Here is a 22,980-nt window from a genome sequence, read left to right on the forward strand (position 1 = left end):
TGTCAAGATGAGCCGAACTGTGGAATGAGACGACGGGACTGCACGTGACACGTATCGGCTTCATCGGGACCGAGAACTCCCACACCGATCACTTCATCCGATTCCTGAACGACGAGATCAGGCATCCCGGTGTGTCCGCCGTCGCCCTCTGCGGTGGCCGCACGGAGCGTAACCTTGCGCTGGCCAAGGCCGGCGGCATCGAGATCATCGTGGACGAACCTGCCGATCTGCTCGGCGTCATCGACGCCGCGATCATCTCTACGCGTGACGGCGCTCGGCACCGGGAGCAGGCCGAACCGCTGCTCGAGGCCGGCTTGCCGGTGCTCGTGGACAAGCCGCTGGCGACGACGGTTCCTGATGCGGAGGCCATCTTCGCCGCTGCGGCAGCCTCGGGGGTACCGGTGTACTCCGCATCCGCGCTGCGCTTTGTGCCACAGGTCGCCGAGCTCGTCAAGGATGGAGCCGGCGCTGGAGCCTTGCGAAGCCTGCACATCGTCGGTCCCGGCGACCCGGACAGCCCCTATTCCGGCCTGTTCTTCTACGGTATTCATCACGTCGAGACAGCCTTGGAGATGCTCGGCAATCCCGTGGTGGCAGCCGGGAACGTCCCCGCAACGGTTCGCCGCAGCGGCGATACCACGACGGCGTTGCTGCGGGTGGCGAACGTCGACCTCACCCTGACGTTCGTGGCGCCGACCGAGAATGAGCGGGTGCCCTTCCACGCCACCGCCGTGCACACCCATGGCGTTCTGACCCGCACCCTCGTGCTCGAGAAGGATTACAATGCTCCCGCACTGGCGGCCTTCGTGCAGGCGATCGCAACCGGCGTCGCTCCGGCCTCGAACGAGACGCTGATCGCACCGGTTGCGGTACTGAGCGCCGTCGTGGACGCACTGCCCGGACAGGTGCGGTCATGACGCCCGTCCGCTTCGGCGTCATTGGCGTCGGTATCATCGGTCGCCAGCACGTGGCCCGGCTGCTTGCGGACAACGGGACCGCCGAGCTGGTGGCGATCGCCGACTCGTCCGAGGACGCCGCGCGAGCCGTGGCAGCGGAGTACGGCACCGAGGCGATGCCGCTTGGCTCCCTCCTGGCTCGTGCGGACGTCGATGCGATCGTCATCGCGATCCCGTCCGGGCTGCACGCCGATGTGGCAGTCGCGGCTCTCGAGGCGGGCAAACACGTCCTCCTCGAGAAGCCCATTGACGTCACCGTCGAAGCAGCCGATCGCATCATCGCTGCCGAGCGGCGCTCCGGCAGAGTGCTCAGTGTGGTGAGCCAACGTCGGTTCTTGCCCGAGTCCCAGTTCCTGCACCGATCGATCCGGTCGGGTGTGTTTGGCTCGATCACCTCGGCAACTGTGGAGATCGCGCTCTGGCGCACACAGGAGTACTACGACTCCGGCGCCTGGCGCGGCACGTGGGCCCTGGACGGCGGCGGTGCACTGATGAACCAAGGCGTGCACATGGTCGACATGATCCTGTGGCTGCTCGGCGAGGTGGAGGAAGTGCACGCCTATGGCGGCCTGTTGGCACACGAGAACATCGAGGTGGAGGACACCATCTCGATCACGGCTCGCTTCGCGAGCGGTGCCGTGCTGACCTTCCTCGCGAGCACGACCGCGTTCGGTGACCTCCCGATCCGGGTGGCCATCATGGGCGACGGCGGCACTGCCGTGACGGCCGCAGGAAAGTTCGAGCACTTCGTGTCGGCGCAGGGCAGCGAGCCTCCGGAGTTCGCGTCCCGGGATATGGAACGGGAGCAGCTGGTCGATTTCGTCGAGGCGATTCAGTGTGATCGCGAACCTCTGGTGACCTCGAGCCAAGCGCGCGCCGCAGTCGCCTTCATCGAAGCGGCGTACGAATCCATGCGCACCGGCAGGGCGGTGCGGCCACGATGACCGGGTTCCCGGGAGGTGGCGCGGTGCGTGAGGTGCCGCTCGACATGGCCGCTGCGCAAGCACGGGAACACCTGGAGCAGGTCGTGCTGCCGTTCTGGTTGGCGAACGGGATCGACCACGCGCACGGTGGATTCCACACCTGCTTCGACAACCGCGGGCGCATCCGCGTCAGTGACGACAAGTTCACCTGGTCGCAGGGACGGTTCGTCTGGACGCTTGCGCACGCCAGCTCGCTGGTGCGCACCGGGCTGCTCCAGCCGGTCGACGGCGTGGGCGCCGACGAGTTGGCAGCGTGCGCAGTGCGCGGAGCTCAGTTCCTTGCGGATCATGCGCTCCGCTCAGACGGCACGTGTGCCTTCGCGCTCGTACGCGATGGTTCCGCCGAGGCGGCCGGCCAGCCTGCGCGAAGTGTCTATGCCGACCTGTTCGTCGCGATGGGATTCGCGGAGGTCGCCCGCCAGAGCGGGCAGACGCGATGGCTTGGGCCCGCACGCCGCATCATTGACCGAGCCCACGACGATATCCACCAGCGGGTAGCGCCCACTCCGCCGTACGCCATCCCGAGCGGGCACAACGCCTTCGGGCCGCACCTGATCCTGTTGAACGCCCTCGTCGTGATGACTCGGGCAGAACGAGACGTCGCCGTGGTGACCTCGCGCGAGGAGGCTCTCGCCGCCGAACTGGACGCAGTGATGTCCTTTCACGACGGCGCTCACGGCTTCCGTGAGATGCCGCCACTGGATGCCTCCCAGCACGGCGGCGACTCGGGGCCGCCTGGCTCGAACCTGATTGCCTCGCACCGTGTTCCCGGCCATGCGCTGGAGGCGATGTGGATCGCACTGGAGGCGATGGAACTGCTCGGTGATGCGACTCATCGAGAGAGAGCGCTGGCGAGCATCGCGCCGCTGTGCGAACTCGGGTGGGACGGTGAGCACGGGGGACTGTTCCGGTACGTGGACGAGGCAGGTGGGGCTCCGCGAGGGATGGCCGGCGAATCTGAGTACGAGCAACTCGTGCGCCGTACCTGGGATATGAAGCTGTGGTGGGTGCACACCGAAGCGGCAGCCGTCACCGCGACGGCCGCGCACCGATACGGTCGGGCAGAGTGCGCCGAGTGGTTTGAGCGGATCTGGCGGTACACGCTCGGCACCTTTCCCGGGCGGTCGGCCGGCGAGGAATGGGTGCAGATCCGCAACCGTGACGGATCGCCACGCGATGAGGTGGTGGCGCTGCCGGTCAAGGATCCCTTCCACATCACGCGGAACTTGATGCAGATCGTCGAACTCAACCTCACATGAGGGGCAGTCTTGCCGCCTGTAGCACGCACTGCTGACGGGGTAGGTGAGCAGGGCCCGCCGCGCGCGATTGCTCACGATCGGCGGGCCCTGACGTCACACCGGTTCTGATCGGATCGGGCCGCTTCTCATGCGGTCAGGAGCCCTGACCGATCCGGCCACCCCGCTCGTTCCAGACCACCGCGACGGACGGGCGTGGAACGGCGGAGCCGCCGTCGGGCCAGTGCGAGGAGGGGTTCGCAAACGTGGAGCCGTCGGTCTCGCCCGGGTGCTGGACGTTCACGAACACCTGACGATTGTCCACCCATGGGCCACACGTCTCCGCGCCGAGTGGCACGGTGAGGAACTGCTTCACCTGGCCGCGGTACGGACCCTCCACGGCCACCCCGAACAGGCCGTCGTTCGTGCCGAGAGCGTTGCCGTCGGTGCTGATCCACAGGTTCCCGAACGAGTCGAAGGTGAGGTTGTCCGGGCAGGAGATCGGGGAGACCTGCGCCGGGTCGAAGCCGCCGAAGTAGGTGCCCGGATCCCCGGGGTCCCCACACACGAGAAACAACGACCACGCGAACGTCTCGGCAGCGGCGTCGTTCCCGGCCTCGATGAGTTCGAGCACCTGACCGTGCTTGTTGCCCACTCGCGGGTTCGCCTCATCGACGCCAAGGTTCGTGCCGGTGCCGCGGCGGCTGTTGTTGGTCAGCGCCACGTACACGTGCCCCGACGTCGGGCTCGGCTCGACGTCTTCAGGTCGATCCATCGCCGTGGCGCCCACCATGTCCCCGGCCTGGCGAGTGAAGAGGAGGACCTCCTCGGCACTCATGCCCTCCACGAACGACTCTGTTCCCGAGACGAGCGGGATCCACTCACCGGAGCCGTCGAAGGCGCCGTCTGCGGGCAGCTCACCGGTGCCGGTGATCTCCGCAGCGGGGGAGTTGCCGGTGAATCGGGCCACGTAGAGCGTGCCCTCGTCCAGGAGCGTGGCGTTGTGCGCCTTGGCGGCGGCCGAGTTGCCGGGCCGGTACGTCCCGGAGGAGACGAACTTGTAGAAGTAGTCGAACCGTTCGTCATCACCCATATACACGGCGACGCGACCGTCGTCGGTGATCCGCGGCTCGGCGGCCTCGTGCTTGAACCGGCCGAGCGCCGTCCGCTTCTTGGGGGTGGAGGTGGGATCGTACGGGTCGATCTCCACCACCCAGCCGAATCGGTTGGCCTCGTTCGGCTCCTGTGCGAGGTCGAACCGGGGGTCGAACTCCTCCCAGCGGCGGCCGGTGGTCCCACCGCTCATGCCGTAGCGGGCGAGCCGGCCGGAGACGACCGGGTCGCTCACCTGGTTCGCGTTCGCGAAGTACTGGTTGAAGTTCTCCTCGGCGGTGAGCCAGGTGCCCCACGGGGTGAGGCCGCCTGCGCAGTTGTTCAGGGTGCCCAGCACGGTCCGACCCTCAGGATCGGCGGTGGTGCGCACGAGCTCGGAACCCGCGACGGGGCCGGTGAGTTCGAACGGGGAGGAGGTGTGGAAGCGCCGGTTCAGCTCGTGCCCGACCACCGGCTGCAGCCCTGCCGGGCGCCCTCGCGGCGGCTCCACGACCACCACGCTCAACCCGTGTGCCGCCCACGCGACCTGCACCTGCTCCTCGGTGGGATTCACCGGGTCGTAGTCGTCGAACATCATTTCCTCGCTGGTGTACTCGTGGTTGCTCACGAGCAGCTGCTGGCGGCCGCGTAGCGGGAGGAAGCCGAGGTAGTCGCAGTTGTAGCCGAACTGGCGCAACTGCTTCTCGGGGGTCTGGTCGAACGGGTCGAACTCGTCGTCGGCGTCGAAGAGCGGGTCGCCCCAGCGGATCACCACATCCCACGCGTACCCGTCCGGCACGGTGAGGGTGTCGGCCGTGTTCGGCGCAACGGGTGTGAACCGAAGACCGGGGGCAGCGCTGGACCCGCGGTTGCCGGGGCTAGCGGCCGCCGGTGCGGCGGTACCCAGCACGCCGGCGGTGCCGGCCCCGGCGAGCACCATGCTGGCGCGCAGCACCGAACGGCGAGAGAGGGCGGTGGCGACCAGATCGCCGAAGTAGGGGTTCCCGGAGGTGTTCGGTGCCTCCTGGAAACAAGCATCGCCGCACTTCGCGCGGCAGGTCATGGCGGATCGCCCGCCGGAGTGGGTGATCAGCGGGAGAGAACGGCGCACCACGAGTGTGCTCCTTCGCATCAGAGGGGGTGGACGCCCCTGACGCTACGAAGTGCGACCCCGCGAGAACCTGGCGAGTGAATGAACGAGACGTGAAAACTCGTTGACCATCAACTCCCGATGCTGGCGCAACGGCCAGTCAGGCGTTAAAGAAAGAGTCATCGTGCGTAAATCGTTGGCTGTTCGCCCTTGTCGGTCGATCCGGCAGTTCGGCGGCGACCGGGTCGACGAGTACCCCGGAGGGTCAGTTCTCCAGTTCGGCCAGCGGCACCACGTCGGCCACGGCGAGCCGAGCCGCTTCGGCCTCGGCGTCGGTCATCGTGCCCAGTGCGGCCTCCTCGGCGGCAGCCATCTCGGCGTAGGCGCTGACTTCACGGCGTACGGTCTGCTCATCCCACTCCAGCAGTGGAGCGACGAGCAGGGCGACCTCCTCCACGGCGCTCACACCGCGGTCGCGGTGCTCGAAGAACAGCCGAACCCGCCGCATCAGGATGTCTTCCAGGTGCAGGGCGCCCTCGTACTGAACCGCCATCGTCACCTCGGCGCGTAGGTAGGCCGGAGCGGACTCCAATGGCTTGCCCAGCTCCGGGTCGTCGTCAACGAGTGCCAACAGGGTGTCCAGGTCGGAGCCGTAGCGGCCGAGCAGGTGCTCCATCCGAGCCTTGTCCCAGCCGTATCGTGCGGCGATCTGCGGCGCCTGCCGGGTGATCGCTTCCAGGCGAGGCGCGCCGATGAGCGGGGTGTCGGGGGTGACCGAGGGCTTGCGCTTCGCTTCGTCGCCCAGAGCGTGATCCACGGCGTGCTCGGCCATCAGCCGGTAGGAGGTGAGTTTGCCGCCGGAGATCACCGTGAGCCCGGGAGCGGACTCGACGACTGTGTGGTCGCGGGAGACCTTGGTGGAGGCAGTGCCGCCGTCCTTCGTTCCGGGTTGCACCAGCGGGCGCAGGCCGGCGTAGACGCCGATCACGTCCTCGAAGGTGAGGTTCGAGGAGAGGACGTCATTGGCATGCTCGAGGATGTAGTCCACATCGGCGCGCGTGGCCACCGGGTGCAGCCGCTCCTCATCCCAGGGCGTATCGGTGGTGCCGATGATCCAGTACCGCTGCCACGGGATGATGAACAGCACCGACTTCTCGGTGCGCAGGAACAGACCGACGTCGCCGGAGATCCGATCCTTCGGGATCACCACATGGGCGCCCTTCGAGGCGAGCACCTGCAATCCGCCCTCAGTGCCACCGAGTGCCTCGGTCTCCTCGGTCCACACGCCGGTCGCGTTGATCACTCGCGTGGCGCGGATGGTGTGCCGGGTGCCGGTCTCGAGGTCGATCACCTCGGCACCCACCACACGCCCGCCCTCTTTGACGTAATCCACCACCTGAGTGCGGGCGGCGGCATGCGCCCCGAAAGACTGCGCGGTCCGCACCAATGTCATCACCAGGCGGGCGTCGTCCACCCGGGCGTCGTAGAACCGGATTCCGCCCACCAGCTTGTCGGCGCGCACATCGGGGAACAGCTCCTGCACGCCGGCGCGGGAGTAGTGCTTCTGAATCGGCACCGCCATCCCGCGGTGGCCGATGACGGCCATCGCATCGTAGAGCCCGATGCCCAGGGCGCTGTACACCCGCTCGATCACGGGCTGTTTGAGGGGCCAGAGGAACGGTTGCGCCTTCACCAGGTGCGGGGCCGTCTTGGTGAGCAGGAGCCCGCGTTCACGCAACCCCTCGGCCACCAGTTTGAAGTCGAGGTTGTACAGGTAGCGCACGCCACCGTGGACGAGTTTGGAGGACCACGACGACGTCCCGGCGGCCCAGTCCTGCATCTCCACGATTCCTGTGGTCAGGCCGCGCGTGACCGAGTCGAGCACGATGCCCGCCCCGGTGATACCGCCTCCGACGACGAGGACGTCCAGCGGTTCGCCGGTGGTCATCGCCTCCAGGGCGGCGGCGCGGCTGTGCTTCGTCAGCGCTGAGCGTGTCACTGCATCTCCTGTGATGGTTCGTTCGACCTCGAGGTGCTTCCGATCTGATCGTCCCGCGCGGAGCACTGACGTGCAACGCAGGTGCACGAACGTGCACCTGCGCCGGTCACGTCCGCACGATGCGCGCGCCGGTCATTGCTCACCATGGTGGGGCACCGACAGACTCTCGCCACACGATCCGGGTGATCGGTTCAGGGTCCGGGATGTGCTCGGTCTTGCGAACGGCCGCCAGGAGCGAGTGCATCGCACCCCGCCCCAGCCGGACGTGGTCGATGGCGACACTGGTCAGCCCAGGCGAGAGCCACTCCCCGAGCGGGTGGTTGTCCCACCCGGTCACGCTCAACCGGCCCGGCACGTCCCAACCGCGTTCACGGGCGCCGCGCGCCGCACCCGCCGCCACCATGTCGTTCGCGGCCACCACTGCCGTCGGTCCACGGTCCTCCGGTAGGTCCAGGACGGCGCTACGGCCGGCATCACCGGTCCAGTCGCCGTCGACCACGCGGTAGGTCAGGCCGAGCCGCCGGGCCGAGGCAATGAACTCGTCTCGGCGGCTCCGGGCGGAGGTATGCCGGTAGTTCCCGGAGACGTGCAGGACATCGCGGTGGCCGAGGGTGGCCAACCGATCGAGCAGATCGCCGATTCTGGAACCCTCGGCCAGGGTGCCGATGCTGCGCATCTCGGCGTCGTAGTCGGGGGAGACGATCAAGGGGACGAGAGCGGAGGCGACCGTCTCGGCCGGGATGGGTGTCAGGCAGAGAACGCCTTCGAAGAGGGTGGACTCGGCGATCGCACGCAGCCGATTGTGCCGGTCGCTGTCGCCGCCGCCAAGCAGTACCACCTCCACGTCGTAGCCCTGCTCCCGGGCTGCGTCGGTCGCACCGTTGAGGACCTCCAGGGAGCTGACCGCGTTCCCGGAGGGCAGGACGAGGGCGAGGCGGCCGGTCCGCCGACCTCGCATCGCCTGCGCCACCAGGCTGGGCCGGTAGTCGAGGTCGGCCACGGCCGCCCGGATCCGTTCCAGGGTGGCGGCCTTCATCCCGGCGCCGTCGTAGCGCAGGAACCGCGAGACTGTCTGGTGGGAGACCCCGGCGGCCCGGGCCACATCGCGGATCGTCGCCCGGGTGGTGGGCTCGGTCGCCGTCACGTTCGGTGCCTCCTTGCTGGTGTCCGCGGGCGGGCGGTGCGGTGCCGGCGAGCGTGAAGCGAGCGGCCCACGGCGTACTGCATCGTTGCCCGGTGGTCCCGCCACGTGTGTTCGCCGGCTAGTTCATCGACCTTACTGTGCCGCCGCCGGCAGTAGGGTCGAGACGGAGAATGGGAGGTGACCAGTGTCCCCAGGCGTGCAGGATCGCCGGTCGTCGGGCCGTGGCCGTGCTCCCGCGGAGGCGACCAGACGTCGCAATCGCATCGTGGACCTGGTGCTGCGCGACGGCGCTGTCAGCGTGGATGAGCTCGGCTCCGCCTTCGGTGTGTCTGCGGTGACCATCTACCGGGACCTCGCCGACCTGGAGTCTCTCGGCATGGTGGTGCGCCACCGCGGTGTGGTCACGGCTGCCGGATCGAACCTGCAGGAAGCGCCCGCGCGTTTCCGGCTCGGTCAGCACGAGGCGGCCAAACGTGCCATTGCACGCCATGCTGCCGCCGCCGTGCCGCGCGGAAGCGCCGTGATGCTGGACGACTCCACCACTGGTGTCCTGACGGCCAGGGAGCTGCGCGAGCAGACCCCGCTGACCGTGGTGACCAACTCCCTCCTCGTGGCCGAGGAGGTGCGTGGCCGGCCGGGTGTGCAGCTCGTGCTCACCGGCGGCGAATACGAAGCCTGGGCGGAGGCGCTGCTGGGTCCTGTCACCGCGTCCGTGGTGGGGTCCCTGGCCGCCGATGTGTGCATGGTCTCCGTCTCCGGGATCACCGACGGCGTCACCTACCACCCGTATGCGGAGGTGGCGGCCGTGAAGAGGGCCATGATGGCGGCCTCTGCGCGCAGTGTCGCGCTGATCGACCACACCAAGTTCCGCCGTCGGGCACTGCATGAGGTGGCACCACTGACGGCGTTCGATGCAGTGATCACCGACGGCGCCACACCCCAGGAGGTGCTGGACGATCTGCGCCAGGCGGGAGTTCAGGTGGAGGTCGCATCGGCCGTGTCGTAGTTCTTCTCACTATCTATGGAGTTTTTTGCATCAACACTGATAATCTTTGAGTAAGTCGAGGCGCAGGTGCGCCGGAAGGACAGGTAGGTCATGGGTTTGCGGATCATCGTCGGCGCCGACAGCGCTGGGTTCGACTACAAAGAGAAGATCAAAGCGGATTTCGCCGCCGATGACAGGGTGGACTCGGTGGTCGACGTCGGAGTCGGCTCTGGTGAGGACGTCGACTACCCGCACGTGGCCGTGGATGCTGCCCGCAAGGTCGCCGCCGGTGAGGCGGACCGGGCCTTGCTCATCTGTGGCACCGGCATGGGCGTGGCGATCGCAGCGAACAAGGTGCCGGGGATCCGCGCCTCGGTGGCGCACGACAGTTTCTCCGTGGAGCGCCTGGTGAAGTCGAACAACGCGCAGATCCTCACCTTCGGTCAGCGGGTGATCGGGATCGAGTTGGCTCGCAAGCTCGCTGGTGAATGGCTCGAGCATGTCTTCGACCCGACCTCCCCCTCGAAGCAGAAGGTGGATGCCATCTGCTCTTACGAACCCACCGACTGACCAGGAGCGCCACCGATGACGCATGGGACGCAGGCGGCGGAGCCCACGCAGCTGTACGACGCCTACGTGTTCGACATGGACGGCACGATCTACCTGGGCGACGATCTCCTGCCCGGTGCCGCGCGGATGATCCACGAGCTGCGCCGCCGGGACATTCCGGTGCGGTTCCTCTCGAACAATCCCACCAAAGATCCCCATCAGTATGCCGAGAAGCTGGACCGGCTCGGACTGCCCACAGCGGTGGAGGAGATCGCCAACACGGTCGTGGTGATGGTGCGCTGGTTGCAGGCGAACCACCCGGGTAAGACGGTGTTCCCGATCGCCGAAGAACCGCTCGTGCGGGCGCTGCGCGAAGCCGGGATCGCGATCAGCGAGGACCCGGCTGAGATCGACATCGTGATCGCCAGCTACGACCGCACCTTCGAGTACCGCAAGCTGCAGATCGCCTTCGACGCCATCTGGTACCACCAGCGGGCCATCCTGGTGACGACCAACCCGGACAGGTACTGCCCGTTCCCCGGGGGGCGAGGCGAACCCGACGCGGCCGCCATCGTGGCCGCCATCGAAGCATGTACCGGAACCACGTTGACCAAGAACGTGGGCAAGCCGGATCCGGACATGCTGACCGCGGCACTTGCTGGCCTGGACGTCGATCCGCGCCGGTGCATGATGGTGGGGGACAGGCTCGGCACCGATATCCAGATGGCGGTCAACACCGACATGGTCTCCACGCTCGTACTCACTGGGGACTCCACCCGGGACGAATCCGAGGCGCTGCCGGAACTGAACCGGCCCACGTTCGTGCTCGAGCGGATCGACCACCTGATCCCGGCCGAACTACGTCGGGAACTCGAGTGGACCGACGAGGACGAATGAGTCGATGACCAGCGCAGTCGACGGCCCAGGACCGTACGTGCTCGGCATCGACTTCGGCACGGAGAGCTGCCGCGCCGCCGTGATTGATGCACGCGGACAGGTCGCAGGCGTCGCCAGTTCCGGGTACGCCACCACTCACATCCGCCCTGGATGGGCCACCCAGAGCCCCGACGACTGGTGGTCCGCCCTGTGCGCAGCGACCGCGCACGTCATGGGTACCACCGGGCTGGCTGGTGACCAGATCGCCGGAATCGGCTATGCCGCCACCACCATGACTGTGGTGCCGATGACTGCCTCCGGCGAGCACCTCGACGATGCGATCCTGTGGATGGACGTGCGTGCCGTGGAGCAGGCGGGCCGTGCGGCCTCCTCCACCTCGGTGGCGTTGCGCTATATCGGTGACGGTGCAGCACCGGCGAGCGCCGAGTGGTTCCCGTTCAAGGCCGCCTGGCTCGCCGAGAACCACCGTGACCTCTTCGATCACGCCGATTACCTGGTGGACGCCGCCGACTGGCTCACCCACCAGCTCACCGGAGCGTGGACGCAGAACATCAACTCCGCCGCCTTGCGGATGTTCCACAATCGCGACGAGGGCGGGTGGCCGACCGATTTCTATGCCCACGTCGGAGCGGCCGAGGCGCTCGCCAAGGTGCCCGAGCGCGTGGTGGATCTGGGTACCCGGGTCGGTTCGCTGACCGCGGATGCCGCCCATGCGCTGGGGCTGCGGGCAGGAACGCCCATTGCTCAGGGCTGCGGGGACGCGTGGGCCGGGCAGATCGGGCTCAACGCGCTCCGACCCGGCCGAATGGCACTGATCACCGGCTCCTCACACGTGCTCACCGGGCAGAGTGCCACGCCGATCAGCGGGCCGGGCTTCTTCGGCGCGTACACCGATGCGGTGCTACCCGGGCAGTACACCGTGGAGGGCGGGCAGGTCTCCACCGGCTCGGTGCTGAAGTGGTTCGTGGAGAACTTCGCCCGCGATGTGAGTGCAGAAGCCGAGCGCCGAGCAGCAGATGGCACCAGTGCCTGCAGTCCCTACGAGCTCCTGAACGAGCGCTCACGGCACCTGCCTCCCGGTGCGGAAGGCCTCGTGATGAACGAGTACTTCCAGGGCAACCGGACGCCCTACACCGACGGGCAGGCCCGCGGAATCCTGTGGGGGATGAGCCTGCGGCACACCCGTGAGCACCTGTACCGGGCCATCCAAGAGGCCGTCTGCTACGGCACCGAGCACAACCTGCGCACCATGCGGCAGGCGGGGCTGGATGTCACGACGCTCGTGGCCTGCGGTGGTGTCACGAAGAGCCGTGACTGGATCCAGATGCACGCCGATGTGACCGGCGTGCCGATCGAACTGACCGAGGTGGGTGACGCCGTCGTGCTCGGTGCGGGCATCCTCGCGGCCACGGCCGCCGGCCTGTACCCCAGCGTGAGCGAGGCGGCCGAGGCGATGGTGCATACCGCCGTCGTGCTCGATCCTGACCCGGCCCGGCACGAGGCGTACCGCCCGTACGTGGACGCCTATATCGAGACCTACCCCCTCCTGCGCGATCCGATCCACCGGATGCAGGACCATCTCGCCTGATCTGAAGGGATCCCTGGATGACTGAGAACCTGATCGAGACTGCGCTCGCAGACGCCACCGACACCCGCGCGATCGTGATCGGCACGGACGTGCTGGCGCGTACGGGCGCGGTCTACACGGAGTTGTTCGGTACCCGCACGGCCATTGTGGTGGCCGACGAGAACACCTGGGCAGTGGCCGGTGAGGCAGTGACGGCATCGTTGCGGGCTGCCGGGGTGCCGCTCGCTGAGCCGTATGTCTTCCCCGGCGTGCCCACGCTCTACGCGAGCTATGACAACGTCACGACGTTGCGTGAACACCTGCGCCCCCTCGATGCGATCGCCGTCTCCATCGCCTCGGGCACACTGAACGATCTCACCAAACTCGCCTCCGGGGAGCTTGAGCGCGAGTACCTGAATGTCGCTACTGCAGCCTCGATGGACGGGTACACGGCCTATGGTTCCTCGATCACCAAGGACGGCTTCAAGCAGACCATCTTCTGCCCCGCGCCGGCCGGTCTGGTGGCGGACCAGCGGGTCCTCGCCGCCGCACCGGCCCGGCTCACCGCCACGGGGGTGGGGGACCTGATCGAGAAGGTGCCCGCCGGTGCGGACTGGATCATCGCCGACGAACTGGGTATCGAGCCGATCGACCACGGAGTGTGGGACCTCGTGCAGGGGCCACTGCGGGCCTCGCTCAGCAATCCGGAGGGGTTGCGCGACGGTGACGTGGCTGCGATCTCCGGCCTCACCGAGGGCCTGATCATGTCCGGGCTGAGTATGCAGGCGTACCAGTCCTCGCGGCCGGCTTCCGGGGCCGGGCACCAGTTCTCCCACCTGTGGGAGATGGAGAAGCTCGGGATGGACGATGAGCCGCCGCTCTCGCACGGGATGAAGGTGGGGCTCGGAACCATCTCCCTGTGCGCGCTGTATGAGGTGGTGCTCCGCCGCGACCTGACTGCCGTGGACATCGACGCTGTTGTCACTGCGTGGCCCACCTGGGACGAGCGTGAAGAGCAGATCCGGGCCACCTTCCCCGACGACCTGGTCGAGGCGACCGTGGCGCAGAGCAAGGCCAAGCACCTCGAGCCCGAGCAGCTGCGGGAGCGATTGGCGCTGGTGAGGCAGAAGTGGCCGCAGATCGCCGAGCGGGTGCGTGAGCAGTTGCTCCCGGCCGCCGAGATCGAGCGGATCCTCGGCGTGGTCGGCGCGGTGACGCATCCGGGGCAGATCGGAGTGGACCGGGCGAGGTTCCGCGAGACCTACCTCCGTGCGCAGGCCATCCGCAGCCGGTACACCCTGCTCGATCTGCTGTTCGAGACGGGCCTGCTCACCGAGTGCGTGGACGAGCTGTTCGCCGACGGCGGCTTCTGGGCCACCCGCCCCTGGTCCTGACCCACCCCCGCCCCCCGCCCCCTCCACCCCCCCGAACCACCACCCCCCTAGCGCGAGTGCGGCCGATTCCTCTCACTTCTTGAGATATGCGCGAGATCGGCCGCACTCGGTGCGCGGTGAGTGCGGTCGTGCGAGGAATGACGCTGTGCGTGGAATGACAGAGCCGGGCCGCGGTGTTGCCGTCTAAGACAGTCCACCGTCGCCCGCCGTTTCCCGGAAAGGCCACCCATGTCCGTTCTCTCCCTGCTGGATCTCGCCGTCGTCGGACGGGAGCAAACCACCCGGGAGAGTCTGGAGGGAACGGTGGCCCTCGCACGGGCCGCGGAACAGGCCGGCTACCGGCGCGTCTGGTACGCCGAGCATCACAACAACCCGGCGATCGCATCCTCGGCCACCAGTGTGCTGATCGCACACGTGGCAGCGAACACCCGCTCGATCCGGCTCGGAGCCGGCGGGGTGATGCTTCCCAACCACGCGCCACTGGTGATCGCCGAGCAGTTCGGCACTCTCGCCACGCTGCACCCGGACCGGATCGACCTGGGCCTGGGCCGGGCGCCAGGTACCGACCAGAACACGATGCTCGCGCTGCGCCGGGATGCGCGCGCCGCAGAGACCTTCCCCGCCGATGTTGCCGAGCTGGACGGGTACTTGCGTGGCAAGACCACGATCGAGGGCGTGAACGCTTATCCGGGGATTGGCACCAATGTGCCGCTGTACATCCTCGGTTCCTCGCTGTTCGGTGCACAGCTCGCCGCGAAACTCGGACTGCCCTACGCCTTCGCCTCGCACTTCGCTCCGGCGGCGCTGGAGCAGGCGGTGGCCATCTACCGGGAGGAGTTCACCCCCTCGGAACAACTCGCCGAACCGTACGTGATCGCCGCCGTCGGCGCGGTGGCGGCGGACTCCTCGGCCGAGGCGGCTGACCAACTGTTGACGGCGCAGCGCCGCCGCGTGGGCCTGCTGCTGCCGCCCGGGCGCACGGTCACCGACGACGAGGCGGACATGGTGCTCGCCTCACCGCAAGGCCGGAGCTTGTTGGAGATGATGCGGTACACCGCCGTGGGCACGAAGGACGAGGTGGGGGATTACCTGCGCGAGTTCGCCCGGCATGCCGACGCCGATGAGTTGATGGTGGCCCTGCACGCCGATGGTGTGGCCGAGCGGGTGCGGGCGGCGCAGATCATCGCCGAGGCGATGGCGTAGGAACCCCACCTCGCCACCAACCCCATCCCGTATCGCCGTCACCTGGTGGCCGAACGCTGACTTCTGCGGCGTGTGGGCCGGCGGATGCCGCAGAAGTCAGCGTTCGGCGCTGAAGACTGAGGGTGGTGATGGCATGCTGGTGAGGTGCCCGCCGACCCGTCCGCCAGCCTGCCTACATCCCTCCCAGCCACGGATCGAGCCGGGCTCTCCCTGACGACTGTGCTTCCCGCCGTCGGGGTCTCACTTTCCGCTTTCCTGCTGTTCGGACTGATGCTGCCCGGGTGGGGGCACGGCCTGCTGGCGGTGAGCCTGGTCGCGGCGTGGTGGGTCTCTCGTGAGCTGGGCAAGGACCTCAGCCTCATCGGGGTCGGGATCGCGATTGTCTCGATCACATCCGTGGAGGCGGACGTGCACTGGGACCGGTTCTTCACGATCGGCATCGTGCTCATCCTGGCGGTCCTGACCCCCTCGCTCATCGACCGCCTCGTGTACAAGCGCCATGCCATCCGGTTCCCGTGGCGGACCGGGCAGAAGTGGAGCCGGTTGGAGAAGAGTTACCTGGTGGCCGTGCCGGTCCTTGGCTGGCTGCTCCTGCCGTTCTACTTCATCACCTCGGGTGCGTACCTGAACTGGCCGCACATCACCGACGGCAGCGAACTCGCGAGGTTCTTCGTCGGGGTGAACTTCGTGGGCACCTGGGACGAGCTGTTCTTCATCTGCACGTGTTTCGCGCTGCTGCGGCGGCACTTCCCGGTGTGGCTGGCGAACCTGCTGCAGGCAACGATCTTCGTCTCGTTCCTCTGGGAGCTTGGCTACCGGGAGTGGGGCCCGTTCCTGACTGCCCCGTTCGCGCTGCTGCAGGGGTGGATCTTCACCAAGACCGGTTCGCTCACCTACGTGCTGATCGTGCACCTGCTGTTCGACGTCCTGGTGTTCCTCTCGATCGTGCACGCGCACAACCCTGGAGTGATGGGTTTCTTCCTGGTGGGCTGAGCGGTGCCGCGAGAGCACGCACTCAATGACGATCGGGTACGCCGCCGAAGGCGGCCCCGGGGGCGAAGACGCGCTCCGCAAAGCGTCGACCGATGAGGTCGTGTGCTTCAGCATCTGGGTGTAGGCCATCGGGGAGCGGCAGAGTGTCCGCATCGACGGGGCCGTAGAGTTCAAGGCCGTCGAGGAAGTGGAGATTCGAGTCCTCGGATCGGTGCTCCACCACTGAGCGGAGCGCGCCCCGGATCACCTCCAGCGTCAGTCGCCCGTGGGCAGTGTCCCCGAGTGACCCGGTGGCGATGAACTGGACGTGGTCTGTGCCCAGGGTGGCAGGATCGACCGCCCCAGGACCGGGGGTGTTCTCGTGGATCCCGCAGAAGATGGGCGATACGAGAACCAGTGGCGTATCGGGGTGCCCCTCGCGGATGGTGTCCACGAAGCCGTGGATTGCCGGAACGAAGGACCGTAGCCGCATCGAGTCGAGGTTCACGACGTTGATGCCGAGCTTGATGCTGATCGCATCGGCAGGGGTGTCGCGGATGACTCGAGCGAGAAACGGGTCGACGAGGGCGCTGCCGCCCAAGCCCAGGTTGCGCAGTTCGACACCACCTGCCGTTCGCGCGGCGACCACTGGCCAGATCTCGGTCGGGGCGAGGGCGTTGGACCCGTGGCTGATGGAACTGCCGTGGTGTACCCAGACCGGGCGGGGACTGTGCTCGGGGACGACAGGCTCGTCGGTGAGGAGGTCGATGAGCTCCACGGTTTCATTGTGTGGCAGCCACATCTCAACCTGTTTGTTGCCCGGGGGCAGGCCCGCTACCACGGTGCGATGTGCCGGGCCCGGGTGAGCGCTCGAGGTTCCGGTCTGCAAGTCGATCTCGTTGCGGTCGCCCCCGGTGAGCTCGTCCCGCGTGTGCAGGACGCCGTCGATGAAGATATCGATACGCCCTCGCGCGCGGTCGGCGCCACGATAGGTGATCCGCACCGGATGGGTGGCGAGTTCGATACGTGAAGCGGTCGTGCTGAAGATCAAGCGGGCACCGGAGGGCTGGGCTTGCATCGCGAGTAGCTGAGGATCGGGAAACTGTTGACGGACCCACGCGGGCAATCGGTGAGGCGTGATGCCGCGTGGTGTCGGTTCAAGTTCGGCGACTCCGTGGAGGAGGTCGTTGGTGAGCGGGGTGGCGATCATGAGCGGACTCCTTTCGCAGGCCAGGTGCGTAATGCGCGGTCGAGGGCGTCGATCGTGGCCGTCCAGGATTCGTCTTCAGCTTCTGAGCGGTGTGCGAAGGCGTCGACTCGACTGAGTGTGAGGAAGCCGTTGATCGTCGCACCGATGAGGCGCGCGGCGTGGATGAGAGCGTCGGAGGGGATCGGATATCCCCTCACGACCGCGAGAGTGAGGGATGCGGCTCGTCCCGCCTCGGGCGATTGGGCGGTCTGCGCGGATGCGCGGCGTTCGATTGCGGCCCACGCGCCCGGGCGCTCGCGGGAGTAGGCGCGGTGGGCGTCAGCGAGCCCGCGGAGAGCCTCACTCCCAGCGCGCCCTGCGACGCCGGCACTGATGCGCGAGCTGAGTTCGCCGAGAGCGAGCCGCTGGATCCCGTCCAGGAGCGCCTCTCGCCCCCGCACGTGCTCGTAGAGACTGGCGGGTTGCACGCCGAGAAGTCGGGCAACGGCTGAGACTGTCACGGCGGCAAAGCCCTCCCGGTCCGCGAGGTCCGCAGCCGCTTCGAGGACGGTGTGTTCGTTGAGATTCGCGCGGGGCATGAATGAGACCCTACGCCCATTAGGCTAAAACCTACACTCTGTAGGCAAGAGGCGATCATCGCCATGACGCCGTACCTGCTTGCACTGGTCCCGGCTGCCGCTCCTGGCGCCCCGCGCCAAGGATCGAGCTCGCCGATGATCACTGGCGGTGCGTGGCACCGCCGTCCACGTGTAGCACCTGGCCGGTGATGTGCCCGGCGCGGGGTGAGGCGAGGAACCCGACGGCGGCAGCGATGTCGTCCGGACGACCCGGGCGTTTGGTCATCGTGGCCGAGACCAGTCGCTCGTGTCGTTCGTCGGTCATGGAGTCGCCGAAGAACTCGGTCTCGGCAACGAAGCCCGGAGCAACGACGTTCGCGGTGATGCCTCGCGGACCGAGCTGGCGAGCCAGTCCCACCACCCACGATTCGAGTGCGGCCTTCGCGCCACCGTAAGAACCGCTGCCCTGGGCGGCGGCGATCGAACCGATCACGATGAGGCGTCCGTCCGTTCCCAGGCGGTCGGTCAGGGTGGTCACGGGCACGACGGCGGTCAGCACGTTGCGGGCGAAGGTCGCCATCCAGACGGAGGCGGTCTTGCGCGCTGCCATCTCGGCGGGGTTGAGTCGCTCACCTTCTTGGCTCATGGAGGACTCGTTCGGCGACGAGGGAATCCCACCGGCGTTGGCGACCAGCACGTCGATCTGTTCGGGAAGGGAGGCGCCAAGCTGCGCCACCGCTGCCGGGTCTTCAAGATCGGCGACGGCGGCACGAACGCCGAGATCGGTGGCCGTCTGTTCGAGAACGTCTGCGCGCCTCCCGATGATCGTGACGTCATGGCCGCTTGCGCTGAGATCGGCAGCGATCGCGCGGCCGATGCCCGTACCGCCACCGGTGACGACGGCGGTGCGTCTGGCTTCTGGCATCTCTCCTCCTTTAGGGCTAAAGTAGTGTCATGATGGCACATGAGGAGCCCGTTCGCGACGCCGTCGATGAGATCGCGGAGGCGTGGAGCCGGGAGCTCCCCGGTGCTCCGGTGGAGTCGATCGGTGTGATCACACGGATCTGGCGGATCGCGCACCTGCTTGAGAACGACCGCCGCTCCACCATGCAGCGCCTCGGAATGGAGGTGTCCACCCGGAGCTTGCTCGCCACGCTGCGCCGAGCGGGGGAGCCGTATGTGCTGGCGCCTTCGGAGATCGCTCGCCGGGCCGGGGTCAGCGCCGGCGCCGTCTCGCAGTGGGTATCGCGGGCCGAGCGGGACGGGTGGGTGGTGCGCCGGCGCGGTGGCGGTTCTGACGGCCGTGCGGTCGAGGTGGCGCTCACCGACGCGGGGAGAACGCGCATCGATGATGTGGTCGGTGAGTTGCTCGAGCACGAGGCAGGACTGGTGGCGGCACTCGATGACGAGGAGGTGGCGCAGCTGAGCGGGCTGCTCCGGCAGCTGATGGCGGGGCTCGGGAAAAGAGCAGGAGAACGGGCAACATCTCCCGAATCGTCCGCGGGTGGTCCCGTGCATCGGCGAAGTAGCGGCAGATAGAGTGCAGCGATGTCGATCGAAGCGCGAACGCCGTGTGACATCCGCACCTACCGAAGCCCCGATGACGCCACAGCGACTTTCGACGTCTTCCAAACCGCGATTCGCCAGACAGCCGCTTCGGTCTACGAGCCTGACCAGGTGGAGGCCTGGGCCGGCCCCGCTCGCACTGACCTGAGCAACTGGGACACGCGGCGGCGAGAGGCGGCGACACTCGTGGCAGAGGTCGAAGGCGCCGTCGTGGGGTTCGCGGACCTGACGTCGGACGGGTTGGTCGATATGGTGTTCGTCCATCCACGAGTTGGAGGCAAGGGCATCGCCCGCGCCCTCCTGACCGCCGTCATCCGCGCCGCACGTGCCCGGGGTCTGACCGAACTACGGACCTTTGCCAGTCGGAGTGCGCAGCCGGCGTTCGAACGTCTCGGATTCGTTGTGGTGGCCGATCGCCCGGACAATATGGTCCGTGGCGTAGCCGTTCCGAACGCGGAAATGCGCCGGAACCTCGCCTAGTCCCTCAGTGCCAGCCGAGCGAGGGCGCGACGTGGGTGAGAATCGACTCCAGGACGTGAGCGTTGTAGTCCACGCCGAGCTGGTTTGGCACCGTCAGCAGCAATGTGTCCGCCGCTGCGATCGCTTCATCGCCGGCAAGTTGTTCGACGAGCGCCTCGGGTTCGTCGGCGTACGAGCGGCCGAATACTGATCGCGTGCTGTCGATGTACCCGAACTGATCATCGCGATCCCCGCTGCCGAGGAAGTAGCGCCGATCCCGATCGTCGACGATCGCGAAGATCGACCGCGATACCGACACCCGCGGCTCGAAACCGTGATCGTGCTGTGCCCACTCCGTACGGAATGCCTCGATCTGCTGGCGCTGCTGCACATGAAAGGGTTCGCCGGACTCGTCATACTTGAGAGTCGAGGACATGAGATTCATGCCCTGCTGCGCCGCCCACCGTGCCGTTGCATCGGAACCTGCGCCCCACCAGATGCGCTGGCGCAGGCCCTGCGAGTACGGCTCGATGCGCAGCATCCCCGGGGGGTTCGGGAACATCGGCCGGGGATTCGGCTGAGCGAACTGCTTGCCCGAGATCATCTCCAGTGCCACCTCGGCGTTCTTGCGTGCCATGTCGGCGTCGGACTCGCCCTCGGCGGGTTCATGGCCGAAGTGCCGCCAGCCGTCGATCACCTGCTCCGGCGACCCCCGTGAGATCCCGAGCTGGAGCCTTCCTCCGCTGATCAGGTCTGCCGCTCCGGCGTCCTCAGCGAAAGCCAACGGGTTGGTGTAGCGCATGTCAATGACGCCAGTGCCGAGCTCGATGCGGCTCGTCTTCGCGCCTGCTGCGGCCAGTAGCGGGAAGGGCGAGCCGAGTTGGCGAGCGAAGTGGTGCACGCGGAAGTACGCTCCGTCCGCGCCGAGTTCCTCAGCGGCGACCGCGAGATCAATACTCTGGAGCAAGGCGTCCGCTCCGGTCCGGGTGGCGGAGGTGGGATGCGGATTCCAATGCCCGAAGGACAGGAAGCCGATGTTCTTTCGAGCGCTCACCTGCTCCACAACTATGTGGCGGGTTGTGCTATTCCGCGACGGGCTGGGGAAGAGCTCTCGCCCTCACCCAGCCCGTTCAGCGATTCAGCTCAGCCCATCGTCGCTCGCAGCCCGTCGATCAGTGGCGTCGTCGGACGGCCGATGAGGCGGCTCAGGTCGTCGGTCACCTCGGCGAGTAGCCCAGCCTTGATGTTCTGGTCCAGCGCCACGACGAACCCGGCCGTCCCTTCGTCGAGGCCCGCCTCGCGCAGCATCGCCTCGTGCTCGGCGGGTGTCACATTGCGGAACGTCACCTCGCGGCCCACGACGGCGGACGCAGCCTTGGCGAGGTCCTCATGGGTCCACGCGAGGTCCCCGGTGAGCTCGTAGATCGCGTCCGCGTGGCCATCGGTGGTGAGCACGGCTGCAGCAGCCTCGGCATAGTCCTGCCGGGAGGCGCTTGCCACCCGGCCCTCTCCCACGCTCGCCACGATCTCGCCCGTCTGGTCCGCTCGGGCGACGGCGTCCGCGTAGTTTTCGGTGTACCAGCTGTTGCGCAGGATCGTGGTGGCGATCGGCGCTGCGGCGAGCAGCTCCTCGGTGGCCTTGTGCTCGGGAGCGAGAACCAGGGCAGAGGTGTCGGCATGTGGCGCCGAGGTATACACGATGCGTTCCACCCCGGCGGCGACTGCCGCGTCGATCACGGCGCCGTGCTGGCGGACGCGCTGACCGACCGCGCTGCCGGAGACCAGCAGCAGGGTGCGCACCCCGGCCAGAGCAGGCGGCAGTGAGGTGGGGTCGTCATAGTCGGCGGCGACCGTGCGGACCCCGAGGCCGGCCAGGTCAGCGATCGACTCGGTGTTCCGTGCAGTCGCGACGATCTCCCCGGCGGGCACCCCGCGGTTGAGCAGGGCGCGCACGGTGAGGCGGCCGAGGTGGCCAGAAGCTCCGGTCACAGCGATGGTCATGAGTAGGTTCCCTTCGTCGAGCGTCCTGCCGGGTCGGCCGGATCTGCTGATCGGATGAACGACAGTCACCGCCGAGTGCTTCCCCATCCACAGTACCCACTTTGGAGTAAGGTACTGGTATGGCGGTAAGTTCCCAGGTCACAGACCCAGCATCGCTGATTGCCGACATCGTCGATCTCGGCCCTGGCACGTTCACCCATCAGTGCCCCACGCGTGCCCTCCTCGATCACGTGACCAGCAAATGGGGCGTGCTCGTACTGGTCGCCCTCAGCAGCCGAAGCCTCCGATGGGGGGAGCTGCGCCGCGCCGTCGACGGGGTGAGCGAGAAGATGCTCGCCCAGACCCTACGGACCCTCGAACAGGACGGATTAGTGTTGCGCGAGGCGCAACCGACCATCCCGCCACGTGTGGACTACAGCCTCACTGACCCCGGCCGGGAGCTCGCCGGGCATCTCGTTCCGCTGCTGCGCTGGGTGGCCGCGCACGCCGAAATCACGGGCGCCGACGTCTGACGCACCGCCGTTGGCCCGCGAGGGTGCCCTGGATGTCGCAGATTGCCGAGAATTCGACACCCATGCCACCCTCGCGAGCCGGCAGGAGCAATTCCGATGCTCAGAGTGAGTCGAGCACCTGCGGATCACGGCAGCCCGCCGCGAACCCGGCGATCCGACGGCGGATATCGCGTCCGAGCACCCACGTCCCGATCCGCTCGGCCACCGGGGCGAGCCAGCGTGGCCGGCACGTGAAGGAGTACTTCCACACCGCCCGGGTGCCGGATCCGACGGCCTCGAAGCGCCACCCGCCGGCGAGGTTGGCGAAGAACCACGGCCCCTGCACCATCCGCATCCCCACATTGCGCGGCGGCGCGTAGGAGACGTACTCGCTGATCATCCGGATCCCGCTGCGGTGCACTGTCAGCGTGCGTACGCCCTTGGCAGGCGCCGCCGCCTCGTCGAGGAATCGCTGACGGCGGATGAACGGGTCCCAGCGCAGGCGCGCCTGGCCCGTGGTCTGGGAGACGGCAAACGCCGTCGCGGGGTCGACCTCAACCATGACTTCCGCCTGCACTACGGGCATGGATGCAGTCTGCCAGGCCCACGGGAGCCGCGCGGGGGTGCGGG

The 22,980-nt window shown here is 67.6% G+C and carries 22 protein-coding genes; 13 read left to right on the plus strand and 9 right to left on the minus strand.

Annotated elements, in window-relative coordinates:
• Nucleotides 1–44 precede the first annotated feature (44 nt).
• Genes LQF10_RS01955 through LQF10_RS01965 form a run of 3 tightly spaced genes read left to right on the plus strand, consistent with a single transcriptional unit; the run spans nt 45 to nt 3,198 of the window.
• Entirely contained in the window at nt 45–917 is an 873-nt protein-coding gene (locus tag LQF10_RS01955) for a Gfo/Idh/MocA family protein (protein ID WP_231065830.1), read from the plus strand.
• Entirely contained in the window at nt 914–1,900 is a 987-nt protein-coding gene (locus LQF10_RS01960) for a Gfo/Idh/MocA family protein (RefSeq protein WP_231065831.1), read from the plus strand. The genes LQF10_RS01955 and LQF10_RS01960 overlap by 4 nt, the downstream gene beginning before the upstream one ends.
• A complete protein-coding gene (locus LQF10_RS01965) occupies nt 1,897–3,198 on the plus strand; it encodes an AGE family epimerase/isomerase (RefSeq protein WP_231065832.1) in 1,302 nt (433 codons plus the stop codon). Before LQF10_RS01960 ends, LQF10_RS01965 begins: the two co-directional genes overlap by 4 nt.
• 133 nt (nt 3,199–3,331) lie before the next feature.
• Here LQF10_RS01965 and LQF10_RS01970 read toward each other — a convergent pair whose 3' ends face one another.
• From LQF10_RS01970 to LQF10_RS01980, 3 genes are all read right to left on the minus strand, one after another.
• Nucleotides 3,332–5,380: a PhoX family protein gene (locus LQF10_RS01970; protein ID WP_231065833.1), complete on the minus strand. Its 2,049-nt coding sequence runs from the start codon at nt 5,378–5,380 to the stop codon at nt 3,332–3,334.
• 241 nt (nt 5,381–5,621) lie between these two features.
• The gene (locus LQF10_RS01975; RefSeq protein WP_231067224.1) at nt 5,622–7,304 is read right to left on the minus strand and encodes a glycerol-3-phosphate dehydrogenase/oxidase; all 1,683 of its coding nucleotides are present in this window, start codon (nt 7,302–7,304) and stop codon (nt 5,622–5,624) included.
• 190 nt (nt 7,305–7,494) lie between these two features.
• Nucleotides 7,495–8,499: a LacI family DNA-binding transcriptional regulator gene (locus LQF10_RS01980; protein WP_231065834.1), complete on the minus strand. Its 1,005-nt coding sequence runs from the start codon at nt 8,497–8,499 to the stop codon at nt 7,495–7,497.
• Nucleotides 8,500–8,695: 196 nt separating this feature from the next.
• Between LQF10_RS01980 and LQF10_RS01985 the strand changes: the two genes are divergently transcribed.
• From LQF10_RS01985 to LQF10_RS02015, 7 genes are all read left to right on the plus strand, one after another.
• Nucleotides 8,696–9,505, plus strand: coding sequence for a DeoR/GlpR family DNA-binding transcription regulator (locus LQF10_RS01985; protein ID WP_290371157.1), 810 nt, complete (start codon nt 8,696–8,698; stop codon nt 9,503–9,505).
• A 90-nt stretch (nt 9,506–9,595) separates the two neighbouring features.
• Entirely contained in the window at nt 9,596–10,054 is a 459-nt protein-coding gene (locus LQF10_RS01990; protein ID WP_231065836.1) for a ribose-5-phosphate isomerase, read from the plus strand.
• Nucleotides 10,055–10,069: 15 nt separating this feature from the next.
• Nucleotides 10,070–10,930: an HAD-IIA family hydrolase gene (locus tag LQF10_RS01995; RefSeq protein ID WP_231065837.1), complete on the plus strand. Its 861-nt coding sequence runs from the start codon at nt 10,070–10,072 to the stop codon at nt 10,928–10,930.
• A gap of 4 nt (nt 10,931–10,934) precedes the next feature.
• Entirely contained in the window at nt 10,935–12,518 is a 1,584-nt protein-coding gene (locus tag LQF10_RS02000; RefSeq protein WP_231065838.1) for an FGGY-family carbohydrate kinase, read from the plus strand.
• Nucleotides 12,519–12,535: 17 nt separating this feature from the next.
• Nucleotides 12,536–13,891, plus strand: coding sequence for a sn-glycerol-1-phosphate dehydrogenase (locus LQF10_RS02005; RefSeq protein ID WP_231065839.1), 1,356 nt, complete (start codon nt 12,536–12,538; stop codon nt 13,889–13,891).
• Nucleotides 13,892–14,119: 228 nt separating this feature from the next.
• Nucleotides 14,120–15,094, plus strand: a complete 975-nt coding sequence (locus tag LQF10_RS02010; RefSeq protein WP_231065840.1) for an LLM class flavin-dependent oxidoreductase — start codon at nt 14,120–14,122, stop codon at nt 15,092–15,094.
• A gap of 144 nt (nt 15,095–15,238) precedes the next feature.
• A complete protein-coding gene (locus LQF10_RS02015) occupies nt 15,239–16,087 on the plus strand; it encodes a CPBP family intramembrane glutamic endopeptidase (protein ID WP_354002614.1) in 849 nt (282 codons plus the stop codon).
• Between the two features lie 22 nt (nt 16,088–16,109).
• Here LQF10_RS02015 and LQF10_RS02020 read toward each other — a convergent pair whose 3' ends face one another.
• The 3 genes from LQF10_RS02020 to LQF10_RS02030 all read right to left on the minus strand — a co-directional run bounded on the left by LQF10_RS02020 (nt 16,110) and on the right by LQF10_RS02030 (nt 18,758).
• A complete protein-coding gene (locus LQF10_RS02020) occupies nt 16,110–17,276 on the minus strand; it encodes a GDSL-type esterase/lipase family protein (protein ID WP_231065841.1) in 1,167 nt (388 codons plus the stop codon).
• On the minus strand, nt 17,273–17,854 hold the full coding sequence (locus LQF10_RS02025) for a TetR/AcrR family transcriptional regulator (RefSeq protein ID WP_231065842.1): 582 nt from the start codon (nt 17,852–17,854) through the stop codon (nt 17,273–17,275). Before LQF10_RS02025 ends, LQF10_RS02020 begins: the two co-directional genes overlap by 4 nt.
• A gap of 139 nt (nt 17,855–17,993) precedes the next feature.
• Nucleotides 17,994–18,758: an SDR family NAD(P)-dependent oxidoreductase gene (locus tag LQF10_RS02030; RefSeq protein ID WP_231065843.1), complete on the minus strand. Its 765-nt coding sequence runs from the start codon at nt 18,756–18,758 to the stop codon at nt 17,994–17,996.
• Between the two features lie 29 nt (nt 18,759–18,787).
• Here LQF10_RS02030 and LQF10_RS02035 point away from each other — a divergent pair, with 29 nt between their 5' ends.
• Together LQF10_RS02035 and LQF10_RS02040 are read left to right on the plus strand one after the other, a co-directional pair.
• The gene (locus LQF10_RS02035; RefSeq protein ID WP_231065844.1) at nt 18,788–19,372 is read left to right on the plus strand and encodes a MarR family winged helix-turn-helix transcriptional regulator; all 585 of its coding nucleotides are present in this window, start codon (nt 18,788–18,790) and stop codon (nt 19,370–19,372) included.
• A gap of 9 nt (nt 19,373–19,381) precedes the next feature.
• Nucleotides 19,382–19,879: a GNAT family N-acetyltransferase gene (locus tag LQF10_RS02040; RefSeq protein WP_231065845.1), complete on the plus strand. Its 498-nt coding sequence runs from the start codon at nt 19,382–19,384 to the stop codon at nt 19,877–19,879.
• Nucleotides 19,880–19,883: 4 nt separating this feature from the next.
• Here LQF10_RS02040 and LQF10_RS02045 read toward each other — a convergent pair whose 3' ends face one another.
• On the minus strand, nt 19,884–20,912 hold the full coding sequence (locus LQF10_RS02045; RefSeq protein ID WP_231065846.1) for an LLM class flavin-dependent oxidoreductase: 1,029 nt from the start codon (nt 20,910–20,912) through the stop codon (nt 19,884–19,886).
• A gap of 89 nt (nt 20,913–21,001) precedes the next feature.
• Nucleotides 21,002–21,859, minus strand: a complete 858-nt coding sequence (locus LQF10_RS02050; protein ID WP_231065847.1) for an SDR family oxidoreductase — start codon at nt 21,857–21,859, stop codon at nt 21,002–21,004.
• Nucleotides 21,860–21,978: 119 nt separating this feature from the next.
• On the opposite strand from LQF10_RS02050, the gene LQF10_RS02055 reads away from it, so the two are divergent.
• On the plus strand, nt 21,979–22,371 hold the full coding sequence (locus LQF10_RS02055) for a winged helix-turn-helix transcriptional regulator (protein WP_231065848.1): 393 nt from the start codon (nt 21,979–21,981) through the stop codon (nt 22,369–22,371).
• Between the two features lie 100 nt (nt 22,372–22,471).
• On the opposite strand, the gene LQF10_RS02060 is transcribed toward LQF10_RS02055, so the two are convergent.
• A complete protein-coding gene (locus LQF10_RS02060; RefSeq protein WP_231065849.1) occupies nt 22,472–22,936 on the minus strand; it encodes a type II toxin-antitoxin system RatA family toxin in 465 nt (154 codons plus the stop codon).
• Between the last annotated feature and the right edge of the window lie 44 nt (nt 22,937–22,980).

This window comes from Ruania halotolerans (genome assembly GCF_021049285.1).
In the GTDB taxonomy this organism is placed as follows: Bacteria; Actinomycetota; Actinomycetes; order Actinomycetales; family Beutenbergiaceae; genus Ruania; species Ruania halotolerans.